The sequence below is a fragment of the Billgrantia lactosivorans genome (assembly GCF_003254665.1).
Lineage (GTDB): Bacteria > Pseudomonadota > Gammaproteobacteria > Pseudomonadales > Halomonadaceae > Halomonas > Halomonas lactosivorans.
Genome location: NZ_QHGY01000003.1, coordinates 59,974 through 78,353, shown reverse-complemented (window position 1 = coordinate 78,353; position 18,380 = coordinate 59,974). Strand labels below are relative to the sequence as shown.

Here is an 18,380-nt window from a genome sequence, read left to right as displayed (position 1 = left end):
GGCAATTACCGAGCAGTAACAGGAGTGGAACGCCGTCATGTAGTAACCCGACAGCCAACCAAGAGGTGCGTCATGTCCAGAAAACGCGTTTCCGTGAAGCCACATCGTCGTTCTACCCCTTCCCGACCCGCCAGGTCCTCGCCCAAGCCTGGACCCAAGACGGTCCCCGTCAAGCCTCATCGCCGCTCGCCGCCGCAATGAGCCCTGCCCTTCGGCAAGCCTGGCTGCAACCTTCAACGATTTCGAAGTGAGGTAAACGTCATGGGAAGTTTCTACGCCAACGACAACGCCCGCCTCAGCGAAGCGCGTGCCCCGCGCGATTCCCAGGCATGGCAGCACGCACTGGACCTGGCGCTGGCCGCCCATAACAGCGAGGACGCCCTGGCCCGCTACCCGCACGTGGCATTCGCCTTCCCTTCGTCCGCTCCCAACCCCTATACCCGCGACTATCCGCTGCTCGACTACCGCGAACTCAAGGAGTGGGCGAGCTCGCGGGGCTGGCGGGTTCGCCCCGCGCCCGAGCGGGCACCGGCGAGCGAGAAGTACAGCCCCCCGGTGCGCTTCACGCGCCTGCCCAGCCGGTACCATTGAGCCGGAACCCGACTTGCTCATGCGGCGGCTGAGCTGGCGCTGTCCCGAGGCCGCTGCCACCTACGCCCGGGCAGCACGCCACCACGATGAGGCAAGGAGGCCCGTCCTGGAAACCGACTGGAGGAAGGACAGCGGGCTGGCCGGGTTGCATTGATACGAGGCGCGGCCGATTGCCGGTGCGGGCGACCGGCCGAGGCAGCAGGCTAGCGCGCCTCGCTGCGATAGCGGCGCTGCCAGTGGCCGTAGCGATTGGCGAACGGCGTCGCAGTGATGCCATGGGCCACCATCGAGGCAATCACGACCAGGGAGCCAGCTGTCCAGGCCAGGTCGTAGCCGGAACGGCTCGAAATCAGGGTGGCATAGTAGAGCGCCGATACGCCGATCGGACCGAACCAGCCCATGATCAGCGTGATCGGCCAGTCGCGCAGCGCCGGCAGCCAGGGGCGCAGCAGCAGGATGACGGGCAGGCGGCGACACAGCAGCACGAGCAGGGCCAACAGCGCCCCTTGCACGCCCAGCGCCTGCCACTCGGCCCAGGGCGCAATCAGCCCGAACAGCACGAAGACCGGCATCGTCAGCAGGATGTTGACCGCCTCCTGGACGTTATCTTCCTCGCCACGCTCCTTGCCGCCGACTTCCTGGTCGAAGGCCAGGCCGGCGGCGAACACGCCCAGGATGCTGTTGGTGCCCAGCAGCTCGCCCAGCCCCAGCACCAGGAGGGTCAGGGCCAGGGTGATGGAGAGAAACGAAGGCTGATCGAGAAACCCGCGCGCCTCCGACCACTGCAGGGCCCGACCTGCCGTCCAGCCAAGCGCGATCCCGATCAGTGTCCCCCCACCGATCTCCCACAACCAGATCCTGCCGAACCAGTCCGTCCAGGCATCGCCGGGGGGCAGCGAGAGCAGCAGGATCGGCAGCAATACGAAGGGGTAGGCCAGGCCGTCGTTGGCGCCGGACTCGCCGGAAAGCAGATGTCGATACCCCTCGGGAAGGTTCTCCTTGGCCACCCCGCCGGTGACGATGGAAGAGGCCACGACCGGGTCGGTGGCGCAGACGGTGCCACCGACCAGCAGGGCCAGCAGCAGGGGCAGGCCCAGCACCCAGTAGGTCAGCAGCGAACTGACCAGGAGCATGACCGGCATGGCGATGCCCAGCAGCAGCAGCAACGAGCGCCAGTGGACGAAGGGGAAATTGGGCGGCAAGCGCAGCGCAATGCCCATCAGGCTGATGCCGAGCGTGAGCCGCGCCGTCTGCTCGAGAAGCCGCTTCCCGTCGCCCCATGCCATCGGATCGAGAGCGTCCAGGCCATGCGGTCCCAGCGCCACACCGATGAGGAAGGCGAACAGGGGCGCGGAGAGCCACGAGCGGTCCAACGGGCTCGACAGCAGGCCGACCACCAGCACCAGCCCGCCCACCACCGTGAGCGCGATGTTCAACGGCTCCATCCCGGCTCCTTCCGCGGTACCCCATTCCTTCCCCTACACTAGGCAACCCGGCGCCAGACGTAAAACCGGGGCGCCTCGATGGACAGGATTGCACGGCGAAACGTCGCTGGCGTAAAGTGGATGCGGCCCTCAACGGACAAGGAGTCGAGCATGTCGAACGGCAAGTCCAGCAGAAGCGTCATCAAGCGAATCTACGTGCCAACACACGTACGCGAGCTGCCCAACGGCGAACGGGTCACCGTGCCCGGGCACTATCGCAAGCCCTCCGAGTCCTGAGTTGCCGTGCCTCTCCTGCAGGAGAGCATGGCGCCGAAGCCGAGAGATGCCCGCGGCCTCGCTCAGTGCCAGGCCACGATCCGCGGATTGGCGGGTATGAACGTATCCGGGTTGGTCACGCTGTCGAGGCTGATGAAATCGATGCCGCCATTGCTGCGAATGTAGGTGCCCGCCACGATCGCGCCATACAGGCTGGAATTACCGTTCTGGCGTACATAGCCGCCAGCCCAGAACACGCCATAGTTGTCCGTGTTGCCGTTGAACTCGATGTCCTGACCGGCGATGACGAACAGGCCAATGTCGCTGCCGGTGCCGCCGCTCGAGCTGGCACCGTTCATGCTGACGTTACCCGTGGCGACCAGCGTTACCCGGTTGTCCTCGACGGAACCTCCCTGAACTTCCAGGTCTCCGTCGCAGAAGATGGTGTCACCGTCGTCCAGCGCGTCGATATCGATGCTGCAGGTGTTGATGGCGCCCTCACGCTCCCGGTACTCATCGAAGACCGTAGGGTCATAGCTCTTGTAGCAGTGCGGCTCGGGATGCTCCTCGCACGTGCTTGTGTCCTCTCCATCGGGCCTCTCTCCCGGGAGCGGGACCTCGACCATTTGATCGGTACCTTGGGTCACTGTCGCTTCTGATCCGCTTTGCAGGGAGATGTCGACGGTGCCGTTGGAATGAACATTGCCCATGACGGTGGATTGGCCCGTGACCAGAATATAATCGGCGCTGAGCAGGCCGTTGGTGAAAGCGGGATTTGGCCCTGGCGTGAACTCGACGCGGGCGAGCACGGGATGGCTCACTGCCACGAGACTGCCCTCGCTGACTACGGCGCCCATGCCGGCAATGAAGTAGTCGCTTCCATCGCGAAGCGGGTAGTAGTGACACGCGATATTGCCACTGCAGGCATTGGCGGAAATGTTACCCAACGCCGTGAACTCAGCCCAGCTGTAAGCTTCGACCTCGGCGAGGGTCCGCGTGGTATCGAAGTCGCTGACGCTCACTCCGCTGCCGTTTTCCCCCCAGCCGGTCGAAATCGCCTTTTCCGCGCCCATCTGGGCTTCGGCCGCCGCCTTGTAGTTACCCGCGAGGCGCTCGTCTATCAGAGACGACTGGATGCCCGACAGCCCCAGCATCAAGGCGCCAGACAGCATCGACAGGACGACGACCAGGGCGGCTCCGCGTTCTTGTCTCATGTGGACTCCTACCTCTTCAAGAGGCCAGGCTAGTCTATCGCCTCGTTTCGGTTGACGGCTCGAAACGCAAAATCGTCCGTCTCGTTTGCGTCCTCCCGGCTCTTGATCAACTTGAACTCTACAACCCAGACGCCATTGGCCTCGTCCGTCTCGTCTTCGTCGCGACCAAAGCCGCCGTCGGCAAATCCGGTGACGAGCGGCTCGAAATCGGACCCGGTGGGATCGGCGCCGCAACGCTGCCCCATGTTCAGCGACCATCCCTCGCTGGCGCTGACGGCGGCATTGCTCAGGCGGTAGATCCGCACGACCATGCTTCCGTCGCTGCAATCGCCCGTGTCGCCATTGTTGGTGAACTCGACCCTCAGCTCACCGTCGGCGAAACGGATCTCGGGCTCGCCAGTAGCGGGGTCGAGATTGGCTCGGCGAATGTCGCGAACCAAGGTCTCCGTGGCAAAGGTCAGCGCCGCCTGCTTGTTGCCCAGCAGCTCGATTTGACGAAATGATTGGATTCCCACGAGAAACAGCTGCCCGGCACCTAAAATGATGACAAGACCGATCACCAGCGCCACCATCAACTCGATGAGGGTGAAGCCCGCCTGCCGCCCGTTCGCCACGATGCCTCGCCTCATAGCTCGGGTAACCTGAACTGGTAGACGAACGGCTCATCGCTCTCACTGGCAGCGTAACGCTCCTCCTCCCACTCGATACTGACCGTGTATTGGCAATCCCCCATACTGCTTATCCCACTCTCGCCGGTATCCGCCAGGAGGTCGCCAAACCACTGGTCCGCCCAGCCGCTTTCGAAGGCACTGGTGGCAGGACAACCAGCGGGAGAGGCCCGGGACAGGTCCGCCCACGCCCGCTCTTGGGCATCGATCGCCGCCAGGCTGACCACCGCCCGCTGGTAGCCCATGTGCGCACTCTGCAGCGCCCTGAGCTGCATGGCCGCCACTCCGAGCAGGCCGATGGAGAGCACCAGCACGGCAATCAGCGCTTCGATGAGCGTAAACCCTGACTGTGCGTGACGTCTCATGGCGCTCCTCAACTCGTCGGCTTGCCGATACGGCCGGTGGTGCTCACCCGCAGGTCGAGATTGCCAGCATCGCTATGGTCGACGCTGATGTCACAGTCGGCCGAGCAGTCCGCACGCCGTCCCAGCGAATTGAAGGTGATGACAGTGCGGGTAAGGCTGACCTGACTTCCCCGCCCTGAGCGAATCGCAATGTCGCTGTCGTCGACCGTGGTAATCCGGTACTCCCAAGGGCTGGATTGTGTCACCCGGAACCTCACGTCCTCACGGCGCTTGATGGCTTCGCTGCGCGCCTGGTTCAGCCCCGATAGCACCAGATTGTAGTCGGCAGCCAGCCGGTTGTTGGCCAGCATGCCCTGGAAGCCCGGCACGGCAATGGTCGCCACGATCGTCATCACGGCGATCGTGACCAGCAATTCGATCAGTGAGAAACCGGCACTCTTCATCGTTCAGCTACCAGCAGTCCGTAGGACTTCTCACCCCTTGATGGTTCAGGGTCATATTGCCCGAGCAGCCGTCGGGGCCACGGCCGCTCCTCAGTTCAGCGGTGAGAGTGTAGGTGGTAGCGGTAGGCGTCACGGCGATCGAGTAATTCCCATCGGGCGAGGGCGACGTTACGTTGCATGCCGCATAGGAGCTGTTGACCGTGTAACAGCGCTCAAGCTGGCCGGCCGCCTCCATGAGCCCGGCATGAGCATCGGTGCGCGTCGCCCGCTCTACATAGCCGCGATAGCTCGGCACGGCGATCGAGGCCAGGATCGCGATCACGGCCACGGCGATCATCAGCTCGATCAGGGTGAAGCCGCGAGCGTGCCGGCGGGGGCCATGCCGTGGCCACCCAGAAGCCGGGCGGGCGTGAGTCGTCACACGGCACTCCTCCGCTGAATGGTTACACTTGGTTTCAGTATGTATCATGCCAACCTGGCCCGCTAGATACCTCATGAAAAAAGCCGGGGCAGGCCCCAGCTTGATAGTGTCACATAGCATGAGAAAACTCATGCCATCGGGTGGTGTCGTATTACGCCCCTTTTCCTCAGGATAGCGAATCGCTGGCGATCATGCGCTCGCGCAGCTCGCGAGGCATGGAGAAGGTGATGGTTTCCGCGCGGCCGGCCAACTCTTCCGGCGCCTGGGCGCCCAACTCCTGCAGCCGCTCGATCACGCCCTTGACCAGCACTTCCGGCGCGCTCGCGCCCGCCGTGATACCCACCGCCCCGACCCCCTCGAGCCAGGCGGGGTCGATCTGGCTGGCATCGTCGATCAGGTAGGCCGGGGTCCCGACCCGTTCGGCCAGCTCACGCAGGCGGTTGGAGTTGGAGCTGTTGGGACTGCCCACCACCAGCAGCAGGTCGCAGCCGGCAGCCAGCTCGCGTACGGCGTCCTGGCGGTTCTGGGTGGCGTAGCAGATGTCGTCCTTGCGTGGCCCCTGGATCTCGGGGAACTTCTCGCGCAGGGCGTCGATTACCCGGGCGGTGTCATCCATGGAGAGCGTGGTCTGGGTGACAAAGGCGAGCCGGGCGGGATCCTTCACTTCGAGGCGTGCGACATCCTCCTCGTCCTCCACCAGATAGATGTTCCCACCGTGGGAGGTGTCGTAGCGGCCCATGGTGCCTTCGACCTCCGGATGGCCCGCGTGACCGATGAGGATGCACTCCTGGCCGCGCCTGGCGTAGCGCAGGACTTCCATGTGCACCTTGGTGACCAGTGGGCAGGTGGCGTCGAAGACCTTGAGACCGCGCCGCTCGGCGTCCTCCTGCACCGCGCGCGACACGCCGTGGGCGGAGAAGATCACGATGACGTCGTCGGGCACCTCGTCGAGTTCCTCGACGAAGATGGCGCCACGTTCGCGCAGGGTATCGACCACGAAGCGGTTATGCACCACCTCGTGTCGCACGTAGATGGGCGGGCCGAAGACGTCCAGCGCACGATTGACGATCTCGATGGCACGATCGACGCCGGCACAGAAGCCGCGGGGGTTGGCCAGTCGGATTCGCACGGAGTTAGCTTGCATGGTTACGTCGCCTTGATGCGTCGAGGCATCCAGTAATGGTATTTCAAGTCAGGGCTAACTCGGCGGCAGGTCTGTGCGGAGGCGCCGTGACCCCATCTTGGGCGCTACTTTTGCCTTCCCTGGCAAAAGACCTCCGCTACGACCTGCCCCCGACGCCCTTCAGGCAGTCGTGCATCGAGCTAACCACTCAATGCGTCTGCGCGGGCCTTACATCCAGCACTTCGACCTCGAAGGTCAGGGTACGGCCGGCGAGCGGATGATTGAAGTCCACTTCCACGTTGCGCTCGCCGACGGCGATGATCACGCCCGGAAGCTCGCCGCCGGCCGGGTCGGCGAAGGACATCACCGTGCCCACCTCGGGCTCGATCTCGTCGAAGTCGTCGCGGCTGAGCATCTGCACGTTCTGCGGGTTGTGCTGGCCGAAGCCGTGCTCGGGGGTGATCTCGAAGCTGCCGCTATCGCCGCCGCTCATGCCCTTCAACGGGTACTCGAAGCCGGGCGGCAGGTTGCCGTCCCCCATCTGGAAGGTGGCCGGCTGCTTCTCGCGGGTGGAGTCGACCACGGTGCCGTCCTCCAGCTTGAGGGTGAAGTGCAGGGTCACCTCCATGCCCTCGTCGATGCGGTATTCGCTCATCGTTGCTCTCGCTCGGTGATGTCTTGCCCGCAGCATAGCAGGCGGCCTCAGCCTCGCCGCCGGGCCTGCTTGCGCCCTTCGAAGAGGGATTCCCAGATCAGGCCCACGGCCCCCACGGTGATGCCGATGTCGGCCACGTTAAACGCCGGGTAGTACCAGCCGGCCACATGGAACGAGAGGAAGTCGACCACGTAGCCGTGCACCAGGCGATCGTAGAGATTGCCCAGCGCACCGCCGATGACCAGTGCCAGCGACGCGCCGAGCAGCTTCTCGTCGGCCTTGAGGCGGCTCATCCAGATCGTCAGGCCGATGCAGGCGCCGACGCCGACCAGGGCGAAGAACCAGCGCTGCCAGCCGGGATGGCCGGCGAGAAAGCTGAAGGCCGCGCCGGTATTGTGCAGCAGCGTCAGGTTGAAGAACGGCAGCACCTCCACCGGCTGGCCATAGCTCAGCAGGCTCGACATCAGCGCCTTGGTGGCGAGGTCCAGCGCCACCACGGCCACGGCCAGCCACAGCCAGCGCAGCGGCCGGCGCATCGGCGGCACCGCGGCGCCGCTGTCATCCTGGCTGTTACGCATAGTGGCGAGTCTCACCGGGCCCCTCCGGCAGGTTGCTGATGCAGCGGCCACAGAGGTCGGGATGCTCGGCGTGGCTGCCCACGTCCTCGCGGTGGTGCCAGCAGCGCTCGCACTTCTGGTGCGGACTCGTTGCCACGGCCACCTTCAGGCCGCTGAGCTCGGTGGCCTCGGCCTCCTGGCCCTCCGCCAGCGGCGCCAGGCGCACCTCGCTGGTGAGCATCACGAAGCGCAGCTCCTCGCCCAGCTTGGCCAGGGTGGCATGGAGTTCGTCGTCCACGAACAGGGTCACCTCGGCGGCCAGGCTGCCCTTGATCACCTTGGCGTTACGCGCATCTTCCAGGCACTTGTTGACCGCCTGCTTGACCTCGAGCACCTGTTCCCAGAACTCGCGTCCCAGCTCGGCGTCCGGCGCCAAAGTGTCGAGCCCTTCGTAGTAACTCTCGAGCAGCACGCTGTCGCCCTTGGCGCCGGGGATGTGTTCGTAGATCTCCTCGGCGGTGAAGGAGAGGATCGGCGCCACCCAGCGCGAGAGTGCCTCGACCACGTGGTAGAGGGCCGTCTGACAGCTGCGCCGGGCCAGGGAGTCGGCCTGGGTGGTGTACTGGCGGTCCTTGATCACGTCGAGGTAGAACCCGCCCAGCTCCCGCGAACAGAAGGTGTGAACCTGCTGGTAGACGTCGAGGAAGCGATACTCGTCATAGGCCGTCTCGATGCGCGCCTGGAGCTGGGCGGCGCGGTCCACCACCCACTGGTCCAGTGCCAGCATGTCGCCGAAGGCCACGCTGTCGCGGGCCGGATCGAAGCCGTTGAGGTTGGCCAGCAGGAAGCGCGCGGTGTTGCGGATGCGCCGGTAGACGTCGGCAGTGCGCTTGAGGATCTCGTCGGAGACCGCCATCTCGCCGGAATAGTCGGTGGAGGCGACCCACAGGCGCAGGATGTCGGCGCCCAGCTTGTCCATCACCTCCTGAGGCGCCACCACGTTGCCCATCGACTTGGACATCTTGCGCCCCTGGGCGTCGACGGTGAAGCCGTGGGTGAGCAGGCCGCGGTACGGCGGATGGCCGTCGATGGCGCAGCCGGTCAGCAGCGACGAGTGGAACCAGCCGCGGTGCTGGTCGGAGCCCTCCAGGTAGAGGTCGGCACGCGGGCCGCTCTCGTGGCCGTGGGGGTGCGAGCCGCGCAGCACGTGACGGTGCGTGGTGCCGGAGTCGAACCACACGTCCAGCGTGTCGGTGACCTTCTCGTACTGGGCCGCCTCGTCGCCCAGCAGCTCGGCCGGATCGAGGCGGAACCAGGCGTCGATGCCCTCGCGCTCGACGCGCTTGGCGGCCTCCTCCATCAGTTCGACGGTACGCGGATGCAGCTCGCCACTGGCCTTGTGCAGGAAGAACGGGATCGGCACGCCCCAGTTGCGCTGGCGCGAGATGCACCAGTCGGGGCGGTTGGCGATCATGGCGTGCAGCCGCGCCTGACCCCAGGCCGGGGTGAACTGGGTCGCCTCGATACCCTCCAGCGCCCGCTCGCGCAGGGTGCGCCCGTCCGTGCCCTTGACGTCCATGCCCACGAACCACTGCGCCGTGGCGCGGTAGATCACCGGGGTCTTGTGGCGCCAGCAGTGCATGTAGCTGTGGGTGATCACCTTGTGCGCCAGCAGCGCACCGACCTCGCGCAGCTTGTCGACGATCAGCGGGTTGGCCTTCCAGATCATCTGGCCGCCGAAGAACGGGAGATCGTCGGCGTAGACCCCGTTGCCCTGCACCGGGCTCTTGATCTCGCTGAAGTCCATGCCGTGGGCGCGGCAGGTGACGAAGTCGTCGACGCCGTAGGCCGGGGCCGAGTGGACGATACCCGTGCTGCCCACCTCGGATTCGACGTAGTCGGCCAGGTAGACAGGCGAGAGACGGTCGTAGAACGGATGGCGGAACTCGATCAGGTCGAGCGCCTGCCCCTTGGCGGTGGCGATCACCTCGCCTTCGAGTTCGTAGCGCTCCAGGCACGACTCGACCAGTTCCTCGGCCAGCACCAGCAGGCGTTCGCCGGTATCGACCAGGGCGTAGCTGAACTCGGGATGCACGTTGAGCGCCTGGTTGGCCGGCACGGTCCAGGGCGTGGTGGTCCAGATCACGATGGCGGCGGGCTTGGTCAGCTCGGCCAGGCCGAAGGCCGCGGCCAGCCTGGCCTCGTCGGCGGCCGGGAAGGCCACGTCGATGGCGTCGGATTTCTTGTCCTGATACTCCACCTCGGCCTCGGCCAGCGCCGAGCCGCAGTCGAAGCACCAGTTGACCGGCTTGAGCCCCTTGAACACGTAGCCCGCCGCGACCATGTCGGCGAGCGCGCGGATCTCGCCCGCTTCGTTGGCATAGTCCATCGAGCGGTAGGGGTTGTCCCAGTCGCCGATCACGCCCAGGCGCACGAAGTCGACGAGCTGGGTCTGGATCTGCGCCGCGGCGTACTCGCGGCACAGCGCCCTGGCCTGCTCGGGCTCGAGGTGCTTGCCGTGGGTGGTCTCCACCTTGTGCTCGATGGGCAGGCCGTGGCAGTCCCAGCCGGGCACGTAGGGGGCATCGAAGCCGGCCAGGCTCTTCGACTTGACGATGATGTCCTTGAGGATCTTGTTGACGGCGTGACCGATGTGAATGCTGCCGTTGGCGTAGGGAGGGCCATCGTGCAGCACGAAGACCTCGCGGCCGCGGCGCTCTTCGCGCAGGCGCTGGTAGAGCTTCATGTCCTGCCACTGCGCCACCCGGCCGGGCTCGCGCCGAGGCAGGTTGCCGCGCATGGGGAAGTCGGTTTCGGGCAGGTTCAGTGTGTGCTTGTAGTCGCTCATATCCAGGGAGTCAGCCGTCGTGGTCGGCGGAAGGTCCCGCCGAGGATTCGAAATTCGCGGCTTCGCGCGCCAGCGGCGCCGATGCCAGTGGAAGAGAGTCGTCTGCCAGGCCAAGCTCCCTGGCCACGGGACACGGGTTGGCGAAGAACCGACGGGCGCGGGCCAGGTCGGCCATGATCTGCTGCTTGAGCGCGGTGAAGTCGTCGAACTTCACCTCGCCGCGCAACCGCGCACAGGGGTACACCGTGAGCCGCTGGCCATAGAGGTCGCCGTCGAAGTCGAACAGGTGCACCTCGAGCACCGGCCGGTCGCTGCCCAGCGTGGGCCGCCAGCCGATGTTGGCCACTCCCTCGCAGCGCAGCCCGGCGGGCAGCTCGGTCACCACCGCATAGACCCCGCGCAGCGCCAGCGGCAGGCGCGGCAGCGGCAGGTTGGCGGTGGGCACGCCGATGGTCCGTCCCAGCTTCTGGTCGGCGACCACGCGCCCGCCCAGCCTGTAGGGCCGCCCCAGCATCCTCGCCGCCTGGGCGAAGTTGCCGCTGGCCAGCAGGGTGCGCACGCGGGTGCTGGAGACCCGTTCGTCGTCGAGGGTGAAGGTCCGCGTGTGCTCGACGCTGTAACCCTCGCGCCCGCGCCTTTCGCCCTCCTCCGCCAGCAGGTTGAAGTCGCCGCTGCGATCGCAGCCGAAGCGAAAGTCGTCGCCCACCACCAGGTGGCGAACGCCCAGCCCTTCGACCAGCACGCGGTCGATGAATTCCACCGCGGTGAGGCTTCGCAACCGCTCGTTGAACGGCAGGCAGAGCACGTAGTCGACGCCGCTTTCGCCCAGCAGGCGCACCTTCTCACGCAGGCGGGTCAGCCGCGGCGGCGCCTGGTCGCCGGCGAAGAACTCCCGTGGCTGCGGCTCGAACACCACCACCGTGACCGGCAGGCGCAGCTTCGAGGCCTGCTCGCGGCACTGGTCGAGAATCGCCTGGTGGCCGCGGTGCACGCCATCGAAGTTGCCGATGGTGGCCACGCAGCCGCGATGCTCGTCGCGCAGATTGTGCAGTCCTCGAATGACTTCCATCCAGTCGTCGCCATGCCCCGTCGGGTTGAAATAAAGAAAGGCATCGATTATAGCGAACCTGGCCCCCCATGACAGCCGGCCGCCCTTGCGCGAGCCAGCAGGGCCCTATCCCTTCATGCGAAAATGCCGCGGCCGGACACCCCAGGCCGCCAGCCAGGCGAAGTAGACCGCCGCGCCGGCGACCACCAGCAGTGCCAGCCACTGCACCCGCACCCGCACGCCCCAGCCGAGCCACTGCTGCCAGTCCGGGGCCAGCCAGGCCAGCCCCACGCTCATCACCGCGCAGCCGCCGACCAGCTGCACGGCGTAGCGGCCCCAGCCGGGCTGGAACACCAGCACCCCCTGCTGGCGCAGCAGCCAACCCAGCAGCCCGGCATTGAGGAACGCCGACAGCGCCGTGGCCAGAGCCAGGCCGGCATGCGCCAGCGGCCAGATCAGCATCAGGTTGAAGACCATGTTGGCGACCATGGCGATGATGCCGACCTTCACCGGCGTCTTGGTGTTCTGGCGCGCGAAGAAGCCCGGCGCCAGCACCTTGATCAGCATGAAGGCGACCAGGCCGAAGGCGTAGGCGCGCAGGCTCATCGCCGCCATGGCGATGTCGTGTTCGGTCATGGCGCCGTAGTGGAACAGCGAGATCAGCAGCGGCTCGGCGAGGATCGCCAGCGCCAGCGCCGCCGGCAAGCCGAGCAGCAGCACGGCGCGCACCGCCCAGTCGAGCATCGCGGCGAAGTGCTCGCCCGATTGCTCGGCGTGGCGCTTGGAAAGCGCCGGCAGGATCACCGTGCCGATGGCGATACCGAACACGCCCAGCGGCAGCTCGACCAGGCGGTCGGAATAGTAGAGCCAGGAGACGCTGCCGGGCGCCAGTAGCGACGCCAGCACGGTGTCCAGCAGCAGGTTGATCTGCGACACCGAGACCCCGAACAGCGCCGGGGCCATCAGCACCAGGATGCGCCTCACCCCGCTGTGGGCGAAGTTGGGCCACGGCCTCGGCATCAGCCCCAGGCGCGCCAGGAACGGCACCTGGAAGGCGAGCTGGGCGCAGCCGGCGATCAGCACGCCCCAGGCCAGCGCCATGGCCGGCTCGCTCATCAAGGGCGTGAGCAGCACGGCGGCGCCGATCAGCGAGAGGTTGAGCAGTACCGGGGTGAAGGCCGGCACGGCGAAGCGGTTCCAGGTGTTGAGCACGCTGCCGGCGAAGGCGGTGAGCGAGACCAGCAGCAGGTAGGGGAAGGTCAGCCGCAGCATGTCGGCGGTGAGCGCCAGCTTGGCCGGGTCGCGGCCGAAGCCGGGGGCAAAGACCCACACCAGCCAGGGCGCGGCGAGCATGGCCAGCGCCGTGATCAGCGCCAGCACCGCGGTAAGGCTGCCGGCCACGGCATCGAGCAGCTCGCGCACCTCGCGCTTGCTGCCACGCGTGGCGTACTCGGAAAGCACCGGCACGAAGGCCTGGTTGAAGGCGCCCTCGGCAAACAGTCGGCGCATGAAGTTGGGGATCTTGAAGGCGACGAAGAAGGCATCGGCACCGCTGCCGGCGCCGAACAGGGTCGCCACTACCACGTCGCGCGTGAGCCCCATGACCCGCGACAGCAGTGTCATGGCACCGACCACCAGGCCGGAGCGCATCAGGCCGCCGGCCTTGGGCGCAACCGCCCGGTCGTCGTCGGCCACCTTGGGCGGGGTCGATGGCCCGGGTTCGGGCAACTGCTCGCGTTCCGTCACCTATCCCTTCCTCGCCAGGCTCGTTCACGACGGGGCACCCCGTCATCAAGCACAAAAAAACCGGCCGTGGCCGGTTTTTCGGGAGCGCGACTCGCTGGCATCGAATCGATGAGCGTTCGCGGTGCCTCCAGGCGTCCGGCGTTACGCCGCCAGCGCCTTGATTCGCTTGTTCAGGCGGCTCTTCAGGCGGGCAGCCTTCTTCTTGGAGAGCACGTCCTTGTCGGCGATGCGGTCGATGACCGGCTGCGCCTTCTGGAACTCGGTCATCGCCGCGGCGTGGTCGCCGCCGTTGATGGCCTTGATCACGCGCTTGACGTAGGTACGCACCATGGCGCGCTGGCTCGCCTTCAGAACACGGCGGCCTTCCGCCTGACGGGCACGCTTGCGGGCTTGCTTGCTGTTTGCCACTGACTGTCTCCTGGAAAACTTTAACGCCGCCCGATCGGGGGCGGCATCGATAACGATTTGTCCGGCCTGGAAAATTCGCTTTCCTGCCGGCCTGGCCACTGCGTCAACGCGAAGGTTGCCGACGGGCCGTGTCTGAGAGGATGGCGCATCCTACCACAGGTGCCGGGCGTCATGCTACAGGCCGCGCAAAGCGTCCCTCACAGCACGACGAGGTTGTCGCGGTGGATCAGCTCGGGCGCCTCCATGTAGCCCAGGATCGCCTCGATCTGATGGCTCGGCTGGCCGAGAATGCGGCGCGCCTCGTCGGCGCCGTAGTTCACCAGGCCCTTGGCGACCCGTTCGCCCTGCTCGTCGAGGCACAGCACCATGTCGCCGCGCACGAAGTCGCCCGACAGCGCCTTGACGCCCACTGGCAGCAGGCTCGAACCGCTGCCGCGCAGCACCTTGACCGCCCCGGCATCCAGGGTCAGGCTGCCGCGCACCTGCAGCTGGCCGGCCAGCCAGCGCTTGCGCGCCGCGATCGGCGCCTCCTCCGGGCACAGCAGGGTGCCCAGCCGCTCGCCCTGGATCAGCCGGTTCAGCACCTCGGGCTGGCGACCGCTGGCGATCACCGTGACGGCACCCGAGCGTGCCGCCAGGCGCGCCGCCTGGACCTTGGTGGTCATGCCGCCGCGCCCCAGCGCGCCACCACCGCCGGCCATCGCCGCCAGCGACGGATCGCCGGCCCGCCCCTCGTGGATCAACGTGGCCGCCGGGCTGTGGCGCGGATCGGCGTCGTACAGCCCCTCCTGGTCGGTGAGGATCACCAGCACCTCGGCCTCGAGCAGGTTGGCCACCAGCGCGCCCAGGGTGTCGTTGTCGCCGAAGCGGATCTCGTCGGTGACCACGGTGTCGTTCTCGTTGATCACCGGCACCACGCGCAGGTCGACCAGGGTGCGCAGTGCCGAGCGCGCATTGAGGTAGCGCTTGCGGTTGGAGAGGTCGTCATGGGTCAGCAGCACCTGGGCGGTGAGCAGGCCATGGCGGGCGAAGTGGTGCTCGTAGCACTGGGTCAGGCCGTTCTGGCCCACCGCGGCGGCGGCCTGAAGCTCGTGCACTGCCGAAGGCCGGGCCTGCCAGCCCAGGCGCACCATGCCGGCCGCCACGGCGCCCGACGACACCAGCACCACCTCGCAGCCCTGCCGATGCAGGGCCGCGATCTGGTCCACCCAGCCGCCGATCGCCGCCTCGTCGAGCCCGCGACCGTCGTTGGTCAGCAGCGCGCTGCCGATCTTCACCACCACCCGGCGAGCGCCACGCAGCGCATCGCGACCCGGAACCCGCTCGTTGCTCACCTGTTCACTCTCCAACAAGGCTGAACCTCAAACCCAGAGAAACTGAGCGCCTCACTCTACATATTCGACTTCGACGTCGTAGTCATCGTCATCGAAATCATCGTCGTCCTGATCGCTGCGCTTGCGCCGGCGGCCCAGCCGCGCCTCGGTGCGCGCCACTGCCTCGGCCTCCATGCGCTCACGCATCTCGCGCTCGCGCTCGGCGGCCTCCTCGTCCTCGTTCTCGAGCCGGCGCTGCTCGGTGAGCCAGCGATGCGCCGCCTGCACCAGGGCGTCGGTGCCCTCGCCGCTGATCGCCGCGATACGAAACACCGGCCCCTCCCAGGCCAGGCCCTCGACGATGGCCTGCACACGCGCCTCGCGCTCCTCTTCCGGCACCAGGTCGAGCTTGTTGAGCACCAGCCAGCGCGGGCGCTCGGCCAGGGTCGGCGAGAACTGCTCGAGCTCATGGGCGATGGCACGGGCGACCTCGACCGGATCGGACTCGTCGAACGGCGCCACGTCGACCACGTGGAACAGCAGCCGGGTGCGCGTCAGGTGCTTGAGGAAGCGCAGCCCCAGCCCGGCGCCATCCGAGGCGCCTTCGATCAGCCCCGGCACGTCGGCCATCACGAAGTGCTCGTGCAGACCCAGCTTCACCACGCCAAGATTGGGCACCAGCGTGGTGAAGGGGTAGTCGGCCACCTTGGGCTTGGCCGCGGAGACCGAGCGGATCAGGGTCGACTTGCCGGCGTTGGGCATGCCCAGCAGGCCGACATCGGCCATCACCTTCATCTCCAGGCGCAGGTTTCGCCGCTCGCCGTCGGTGCCCGGCGTGGTCTTGCGCGGCGCGCGGTTGGTCGACGACTTGAAGTGGATGTTGCCGAGCCCGCGGCGACCGCCCTGGGCCACCAGCACCTGCTGGCCGATCTCGGTGATGTCGGCGATCACCTCGAGGGTGTCCTCGTCGATCACAGTGGTGCCCACCGGCACCTTGACCACCAGGTCGCTGCCGGCCCGGCCGCTCATCTGCCGCCCCTGGCCGGGGCGGCCGCTCTCTGCCTGGTAGAAGCGCTGATACTTGAAGTCGATCAGCGTGTTGAGGGCGTCGTCGCCCACCAGGTAGACGCTGCCGCCATGCCCGCCGTCGCCGCCATCGGGCCCTCCCTTGGGCACATACTTCTCGCGGCGGAAGCTGAGGCAGCCGTTACCGCCCCTGCCGGCCTCCACGATGATCGAGGCTTCGTCGACGAACTGCATTGTCACTCTCCCGACGGTCTCTGCCGCCATGATACAAGAAGGCCCCGCCTGAGCGGGGCCTTCCATTTACCGGTTCGTGCGTTCTCAGGCAGAGACGACGCTGACGAACTTGCGGTTCTTCGGACCCTTGGTCTCGAACTTGATCACGCCGTCGCTCAGGGCGAACAGGGTGTGGTCGCGGCCGACACCGACGCCGGTACCGGCGTGAAAGCGGGTGCCGCGCTGGCGCACGATGATGTTGCCTGCGGTGACGGCCTGGCCGCCGTACAGCTTGACACCAAGGCGCTTGGATTCTGAATCGCGGCCGTTACGGGTAGAACCGGCTGCCTTCTTATGAGCCATTGCAAAGTCCTCGCTCGTTAAGGGGAAGCCGCTTAGGCGGAAATCCCGGTGATCTTGACTTCAGTGAACCACTGACGGTGGCCCTGACGCTTCATGTGGTGCTTGCGGCGACGGAACTTGATGATGCGGATCTTCTCGCCACGGCCGTGGGAGACGATCTCGGCCGCCACCTTGGCACCGTCGACCAGCGGCGCGCCGACGGTCACGTCATCGCCATCGGCAACCAGCAGTACCTGGTCGAACTCGACGGTCTCGCCGGTCGGAATCTCCAGCTTCTCGAGCTTGAGCGTCTGGCCTTCCTGAACGCGGTACTGCTTGCCACCGCTCTTGATTACTGCGTACATGTGCGTATCCCTCCAGAACTCATCGGGGTTGGCTCTTCATCGGCCTGCTTCGAGTGGCGCCCCTTTCGGCAGCCATCTGACAGGGAGCGTGATGAGTGGGCCGCGCATTATAACCGCGCCCGGCACGCCATTCAAGCCGCCGCTGTGCTCGTCGGCCACCCGCGGATGGGCCGCGTCTAGGCGCACCGCGGCACAGCTTGACGCCCCCATGGGGGGGCCATAGCATGACCGCAACCCAAGGCCCTCCGCCACTTTCCGGCATCTCGGCCCAACAGCTCGATGATACCCCCATGCCAGCCAACGCCTCGACCCGCCCGCCCGACAGCAACGCCCCCGCCTCGTCGCTCCATGCGGCGGTTGCCGACGATTTCGCCGCGGTCAACCGCACCATCATGGACCAGCTGGCCTCGCGGGTCCCGCTGGTGGAAACCATCGGCCAGTACATCATCGCCAGCGGCGGCAAGCGGCTGCGCCCTCTGCTGGTTCTGCTCGCCGCCCGTGCGCTGGGTTACCAGGGCGACAAGCACATCTCGCTGGCCACGCTGATCGAGTTCATGCACACCTCGACCCTGCTGCACGACGACGTGGTCGACGAATCCCACATGCGCCGCGGCCGCGCCACCGCCAACGACGCCTGGGGCAACGCCCCCTCGGTGCTGGTGGGCGACTACCTCTACTCACGCTCCTTTCAGATGATGGTGGAGATCGGCTCGCTCAAGATCATGGGGATACTCTCGGGCGCCACCTGCGTCATCGCCGAAGGCGAGGTGCAACAGCTGACCAACGTGGGCAACCCCGACATCGACGAGGCAGTCTACTTCGAGACCATCCAGGGCAAGACCGCCATGCTGTTCGAGGCCGCCACCCACAGCGGTGCGGTGCTGGCCGAAGCCGACCCGCGGCAGGAGGCGGCGCTGCAGTACTACGGCCGTTACCTGGGGCTGGCCTTCCAGCTCGTCGACGACCTGCTCGACTACCAGGGCGATGCCACCGCCATGGGCAAGAACGTGGGTGACGACCTGGCCGAAGGCAAGCCGACCCTGCCGCTGATCCAGGCCATGGCCGCCGGCACCGCCGACCAGGCCAAGACGATCCGCCAGGCGATCCGCCAGGGCGGTCTCGAGCGGCTGGACGAGGTGCTCGCCATCGTGCGCGATACCGGCGCGCTGGACTACACTCGCGCACGGGCGGAAGAGATGTCGGCCAAGGCGCTGGAGCAGCTCGATTTCCTGCCCCCCAGCCGCTACCGCGACAGCATGGCCGACCTGGCCAGACTGGCGGTGGAGCGCCAGAACTGAGCACCACCGCGGGGCTTGCAAGGCCGAAGGTTTTGC

At 66.7% G+C, this 18,380-nt stretch carries 20 protein-coding genes; 3 read left to right on the top strand and 17 right to left on the bottom strand.

Features of this window, described 5'->3' with window-relative positions:
- Positions 1-261 precede the first annotated feature (261 nt).
- Positions 262-591 (top strand): hypothetical protein, encoded by a 330-nt coding sequence (locus DIS04_RS08785; protein ID WP_111413388.1) that lies wholly within the window; start codon positions 262-264, stop codon positions 589-591.
- Between the two features lie 203 nt (positions 592-794).
- Here DIS04_RS08785 and DIS04_RS08780 read toward each other — a convergent pair whose 3' ends face one another.
- The gene (locus DIS04_RS08780; RefSeq protein WP_111413387.1) at positions 795-2,036 is read right to left on the bottom strand and encodes a cation:proton antiporter domain-containing protein; all 1,242 of its coding nucleotides are present in this window, start codon (positions 2,034-2,036) and stop codon (positions 795-797) included.
- 150 nt (positions 2,037-2,186) lie between these two features.
- On the opposite strand from DIS04_RS08780, the gene DIS04_RS20840 reads away from it, so the two are divergent.
- Positions 2,187-2,312, top strand: coding sequence for a hypothetical protein (locus DIS04_RS20840; RefSeq protein ID WP_281270183.1), 126 nt, complete (start codon positions 2,187-2,189; stop codon positions 2,310-2,312).
- A gap of 62 nt (positions 2,313-2,374) precedes the next feature.
- Here DIS04_RS20840 and DIS04_RS08775 read toward each other — a convergent pair whose 3' ends face one another.
- From DIS04_RS08775 to rplU, 16 genes are all read right to left on the bottom strand, one after another.
- Positions 2,375-3,505, bottom strand: coding sequence for a pilus assembly PilX family protein (locus tag DIS04_RS08775; RefSeq protein ID WP_111413386.1), 1,131 nt, complete (start codon positions 3,503-3,505; stop codon positions 2,375-2,377).
- A gap of 29 nt (positions 3,506-3,534) precedes the next feature.
- Positions 3,535-4,134, bottom strand: a complete 600-nt coding sequence (locus DIS04_RS08770) for a PilW family protein (protein WP_111413385.1) — start codon at positions 4,132-4,134, stop codon at positions 3,535-3,537.
- Complete coding sequence (pilV, locus tag DIS04_RS08765; RefSeq protein ID WP_111413384.1) at positions 4,131-4,538, bottom strand: type IV pilus modification protein PilV; 408 nt, start codon at positions 4,536-4,538, stop codon at positions 4,131-4,133. The genes DIS04_RS08770 and pilV overlap by 4 nt, the downstream gene beginning before the upstream one ends.
- An 8-nt stretch (positions 4,539-4,546) precedes the next feature.
- Positions 4,547-4,981: a GspH/FimT family pseudopilin gene (locus DIS04_RS08760; RefSeq protein WP_111413705.1), complete on the bottom strand. Its 435-nt coding sequence runs from the start codon at positions 4,979-4,981 to the stop codon at positions 4,547-4,549.
- A gap of 7 nt (positions 4,982-4,988) precedes the next feature.
- Positions 4,989-5,402, bottom strand: coding sequence for a type IV pilin protein (locus DIS04_RS08755; protein ID WP_281270182.1), 414 nt, complete (start codon positions 5,400-5,402; stop codon positions 4,989-4,991).
- Between the two features lie 166 nt (positions 5,403-5,568).
- Entirely contained in the window at positions 5,569-6,546 is a 978-nt protein-coding gene (gene ispH, locus DIS04_RS08750) for a 4-hydroxy-3-methylbut-2-enyl diphosphate reductase (RefSeq protein ID WP_111413383.1), read from the bottom strand.
- Between the two features lie 187 nt (positions 6,547-6,733).
- A complete protein-coding gene (fkpB, locus tag DIS04_RS08745; RefSeq protein ID WP_111413382.1) occupies positions 6,734-7,180 on the bottom strand; it encodes an FKBP-type peptidyl-prolyl cis-trans isomerase in 447 nt (148 codons plus the stop codon).
- Positions 7,181-7,227: 47 nt separating this feature from the next.
- Positions 7,228-7,758, bottom strand: coding sequence for a signal peptidase II (lspA, locus tag DIS04_RS08740; protein ID WP_111413381.1), 531 nt, complete (start codon positions 7,756-7,758; stop codon positions 7,228-7,230).
- Complete coding sequence (gene ileS, locus DIS04_RS08735) at positions 7,751-10,585, bottom strand: isoleucine--tRNA ligase (RefSeq protein ID WP_111413380.1); 2,835 nt, start codon at positions 10,583-10,585, stop codon at positions 7,751-7,753. The genes lspA and ileS overlap by 8 nt, the downstream gene beginning before the upstream one ends.
- 10 nt (positions 10,586-10,595) lie before the next feature.
- On the bottom strand, positions 10,596-11,654 hold the full coding sequence (gene ribF, locus DIS04_RS08730) for a bifunctional riboflavin kinase/FAD synthetase (RefSeq protein ID WP_111413379.1): 1,059 nt from the start codon (positions 11,652-11,654) through the stop codon (positions 10,596-10,598).
- Between the two features lie 105 nt (positions 11,655-11,759).
- Complete coding sequence (gene murJ / locus DIS04_RS08725; protein WP_179951251.1) at positions 11,760-13,283, bottom strand: murein biosynthesis integral membrane protein MurJ; 1,524 nt, start codon at positions 13,281-13,283, stop codon at positions 11,760-11,762.
- Between the two features lie 237 nt (positions 13,284-13,520).
- Positions 13,521-13,787 (bottom strand): 30S ribosomal protein S20, encoded by a 267-nt coding sequence (gene rpsT, locus DIS04_RS08720; protein WP_111413377.1) that lies wholly within the window; start codon positions 13,785-13,787, stop codon positions 13,521-13,523.
- A 197-nt stretch (positions 13,788-13,984) separates the two neighbouring features.
- Positions 13,985-15,121, bottom strand: a complete 1,137-nt coding sequence (proB, locus tag DIS04_RS08715) for a glutamate 5-kinase (protein WP_111413376.1) — start codon at positions 15,119-15,121, stop codon at positions 13,985-13,987.
- Between the two features lie 51 nt (positions 15,122-15,172).
- Complete coding sequence (gene cgtA, locus DIS04_RS08710; RefSeq protein WP_111413375.1) at positions 15,173-16,360, bottom strand: Obg family GTPase CgtA; 1,188 nt, start codon at positions 16,358-16,360, stop codon at positions 15,173-15,175.
- Positions 16,361-16,444: 84 nt separating this feature from the next.
- Positions 16,445-16,702, bottom strand: coding sequence for a 50S ribosomal protein L27 (gene rpmA / locus DIS04_RS08705; protein WP_111413374.1), 258 nt, complete (start codon positions 16,700-16,702; stop codon positions 16,445-16,447).
- 32 nt (positions 16,703-16,734) lie between these two features.
- The gene (gene rplU / locus DIS04_RS08700) at positions 16,735-17,046 is read right to left on the bottom strand and encodes a 50S ribosomal protein L21 (RefSeq protein WP_111413373.1); all 312 of its coding nucleotides are present in this window, start codon (positions 17,044-17,046) and stop codon (positions 16,735-16,737) included.
- Between the two features lie 290 nt (positions 17,047-17,336).
- On the opposite strand from rplU, the gene ispB reads away from it, so the two are divergent.
- Complete coding sequence (gene ispB / locus DIS04_RS08695; RefSeq protein WP_111413372.1) at positions 17,337-18,344, top strand: octaprenyl diphosphate synthase; 1,008 nt, start codon at positions 17,337-17,339, stop codon at positions 18,342-18,344.
- Positions 18,345-18,380 lie beyond the last annotated feature (36 nt).

Coding starts and splice junctions, on each gene's coding strand:
- DIS04_RS08760 (WP_111413705.1), bottom strand. CDS start 4,981: ATGAAGAGTGCCGGTTTCTCACTGATCGAATTGCTGGTCACGATCGCC.
- lspA (WP_111413381.1), bottom strand. CDS start 7,758: ATGCGTAACAGCCAGGATGACAGCGGCGCCGCGGTGCCGCCGATGCGC.
- fkpB (WP_111413382.1), bottom strand. CDS start 7,180: ATGAGCGAATACCGCATCGACGAGGGCATGGAGGTGACCCTGCACTTC.
- DIS04_RS08775 (WP_111413386.1), bottom strand. CDS start 3,505: ATGAGACAAGAACGCGGAGCCGCCCTGGTCGTCGTCCTGTCGATGCTG.
- cgtA (WP_111413375.1), bottom strand. CDS start 16,360: ATGCAGTTCGTCGACGAAGCCTCGATCATCGTGGAGGCCGGCAGGGGC.
- rplU (WP_111413373.1), bottom strand. CDS start 17,046: ATGTACGCAGTAATCAAGAGCGGTGGCAAGCAGTACCGCGTTCAGGAA.
- rpmA (WP_111413374.1), bottom strand. CDS start 16,702: ATGGCTCATAAGAAGGCAGCCGGTTCTACCCGTAACGGCCGCGATTCA.
- ispB (WP_111413372.1), top strand. CDS start 17,337: ATGCCAGCCAACGCCTCGACCCGCCCGCCCGACAGCAACGCCCCCGCC.
- DIS04_RS20840 (WP_281270183.1), top strand. CDS start 2,187: ATGTCGAACGGCAAGTCCAGCAGAAGCGTCATCAAGCGAATCTACGTG.
- ileS (WP_111413380.1), bottom strand. CDS start 10,585: ATGAGCGACTACAAGCACACACTGAACCTGCCCGAAACCGACTTCCCC.
- ribF (WP_111413379.1), bottom strand. CDS start 11,654: ATGGAAGTCATTCGAGGACTGCACAATCTGCGCGACGAGCATCGCGGC.
- DIS04_RS08785 (WP_111413388.1), top strand. CDS start 262: ATGGGAAGTTTCTACGCCAACGACAACGCCCGCCTCAGCGAAGCGCGT.
- DIS04_RS08770 (WP_111413385.1), bottom strand. CDS start 4,134: ATGAGGCGAGGCATCGTGGCGAACGGGCGGCAGGCGGGCTTCACCCTC.
- murJ (WP_179951251.1), bottom strand. CDS start 13,283: ATGCGCTCCGGCCTGGTGGTCGGTGCCATGACACTGCTGTCGCGGGTC.
- ispH (WP_111413383.1), bottom strand. CDS start 6,546: ATGCAAGCTAACTCCGTGCGAATCCGACTGGCCAACCCCCGCGGCTTC.
- DIS04_RS08780 (WP_111413387.1), bottom strand. CDS start 2,036: ATGGAGCCGTTGAACATCGCGCTCACGGTGGTGGGCGGGCTGGTGCTG.
- pilV (WP_111413384.1), bottom strand. CDS start 4,538: ATGAGACGTCACGCACAGTCAGGGTTTACGCTCATCGAAGCGCTGATT.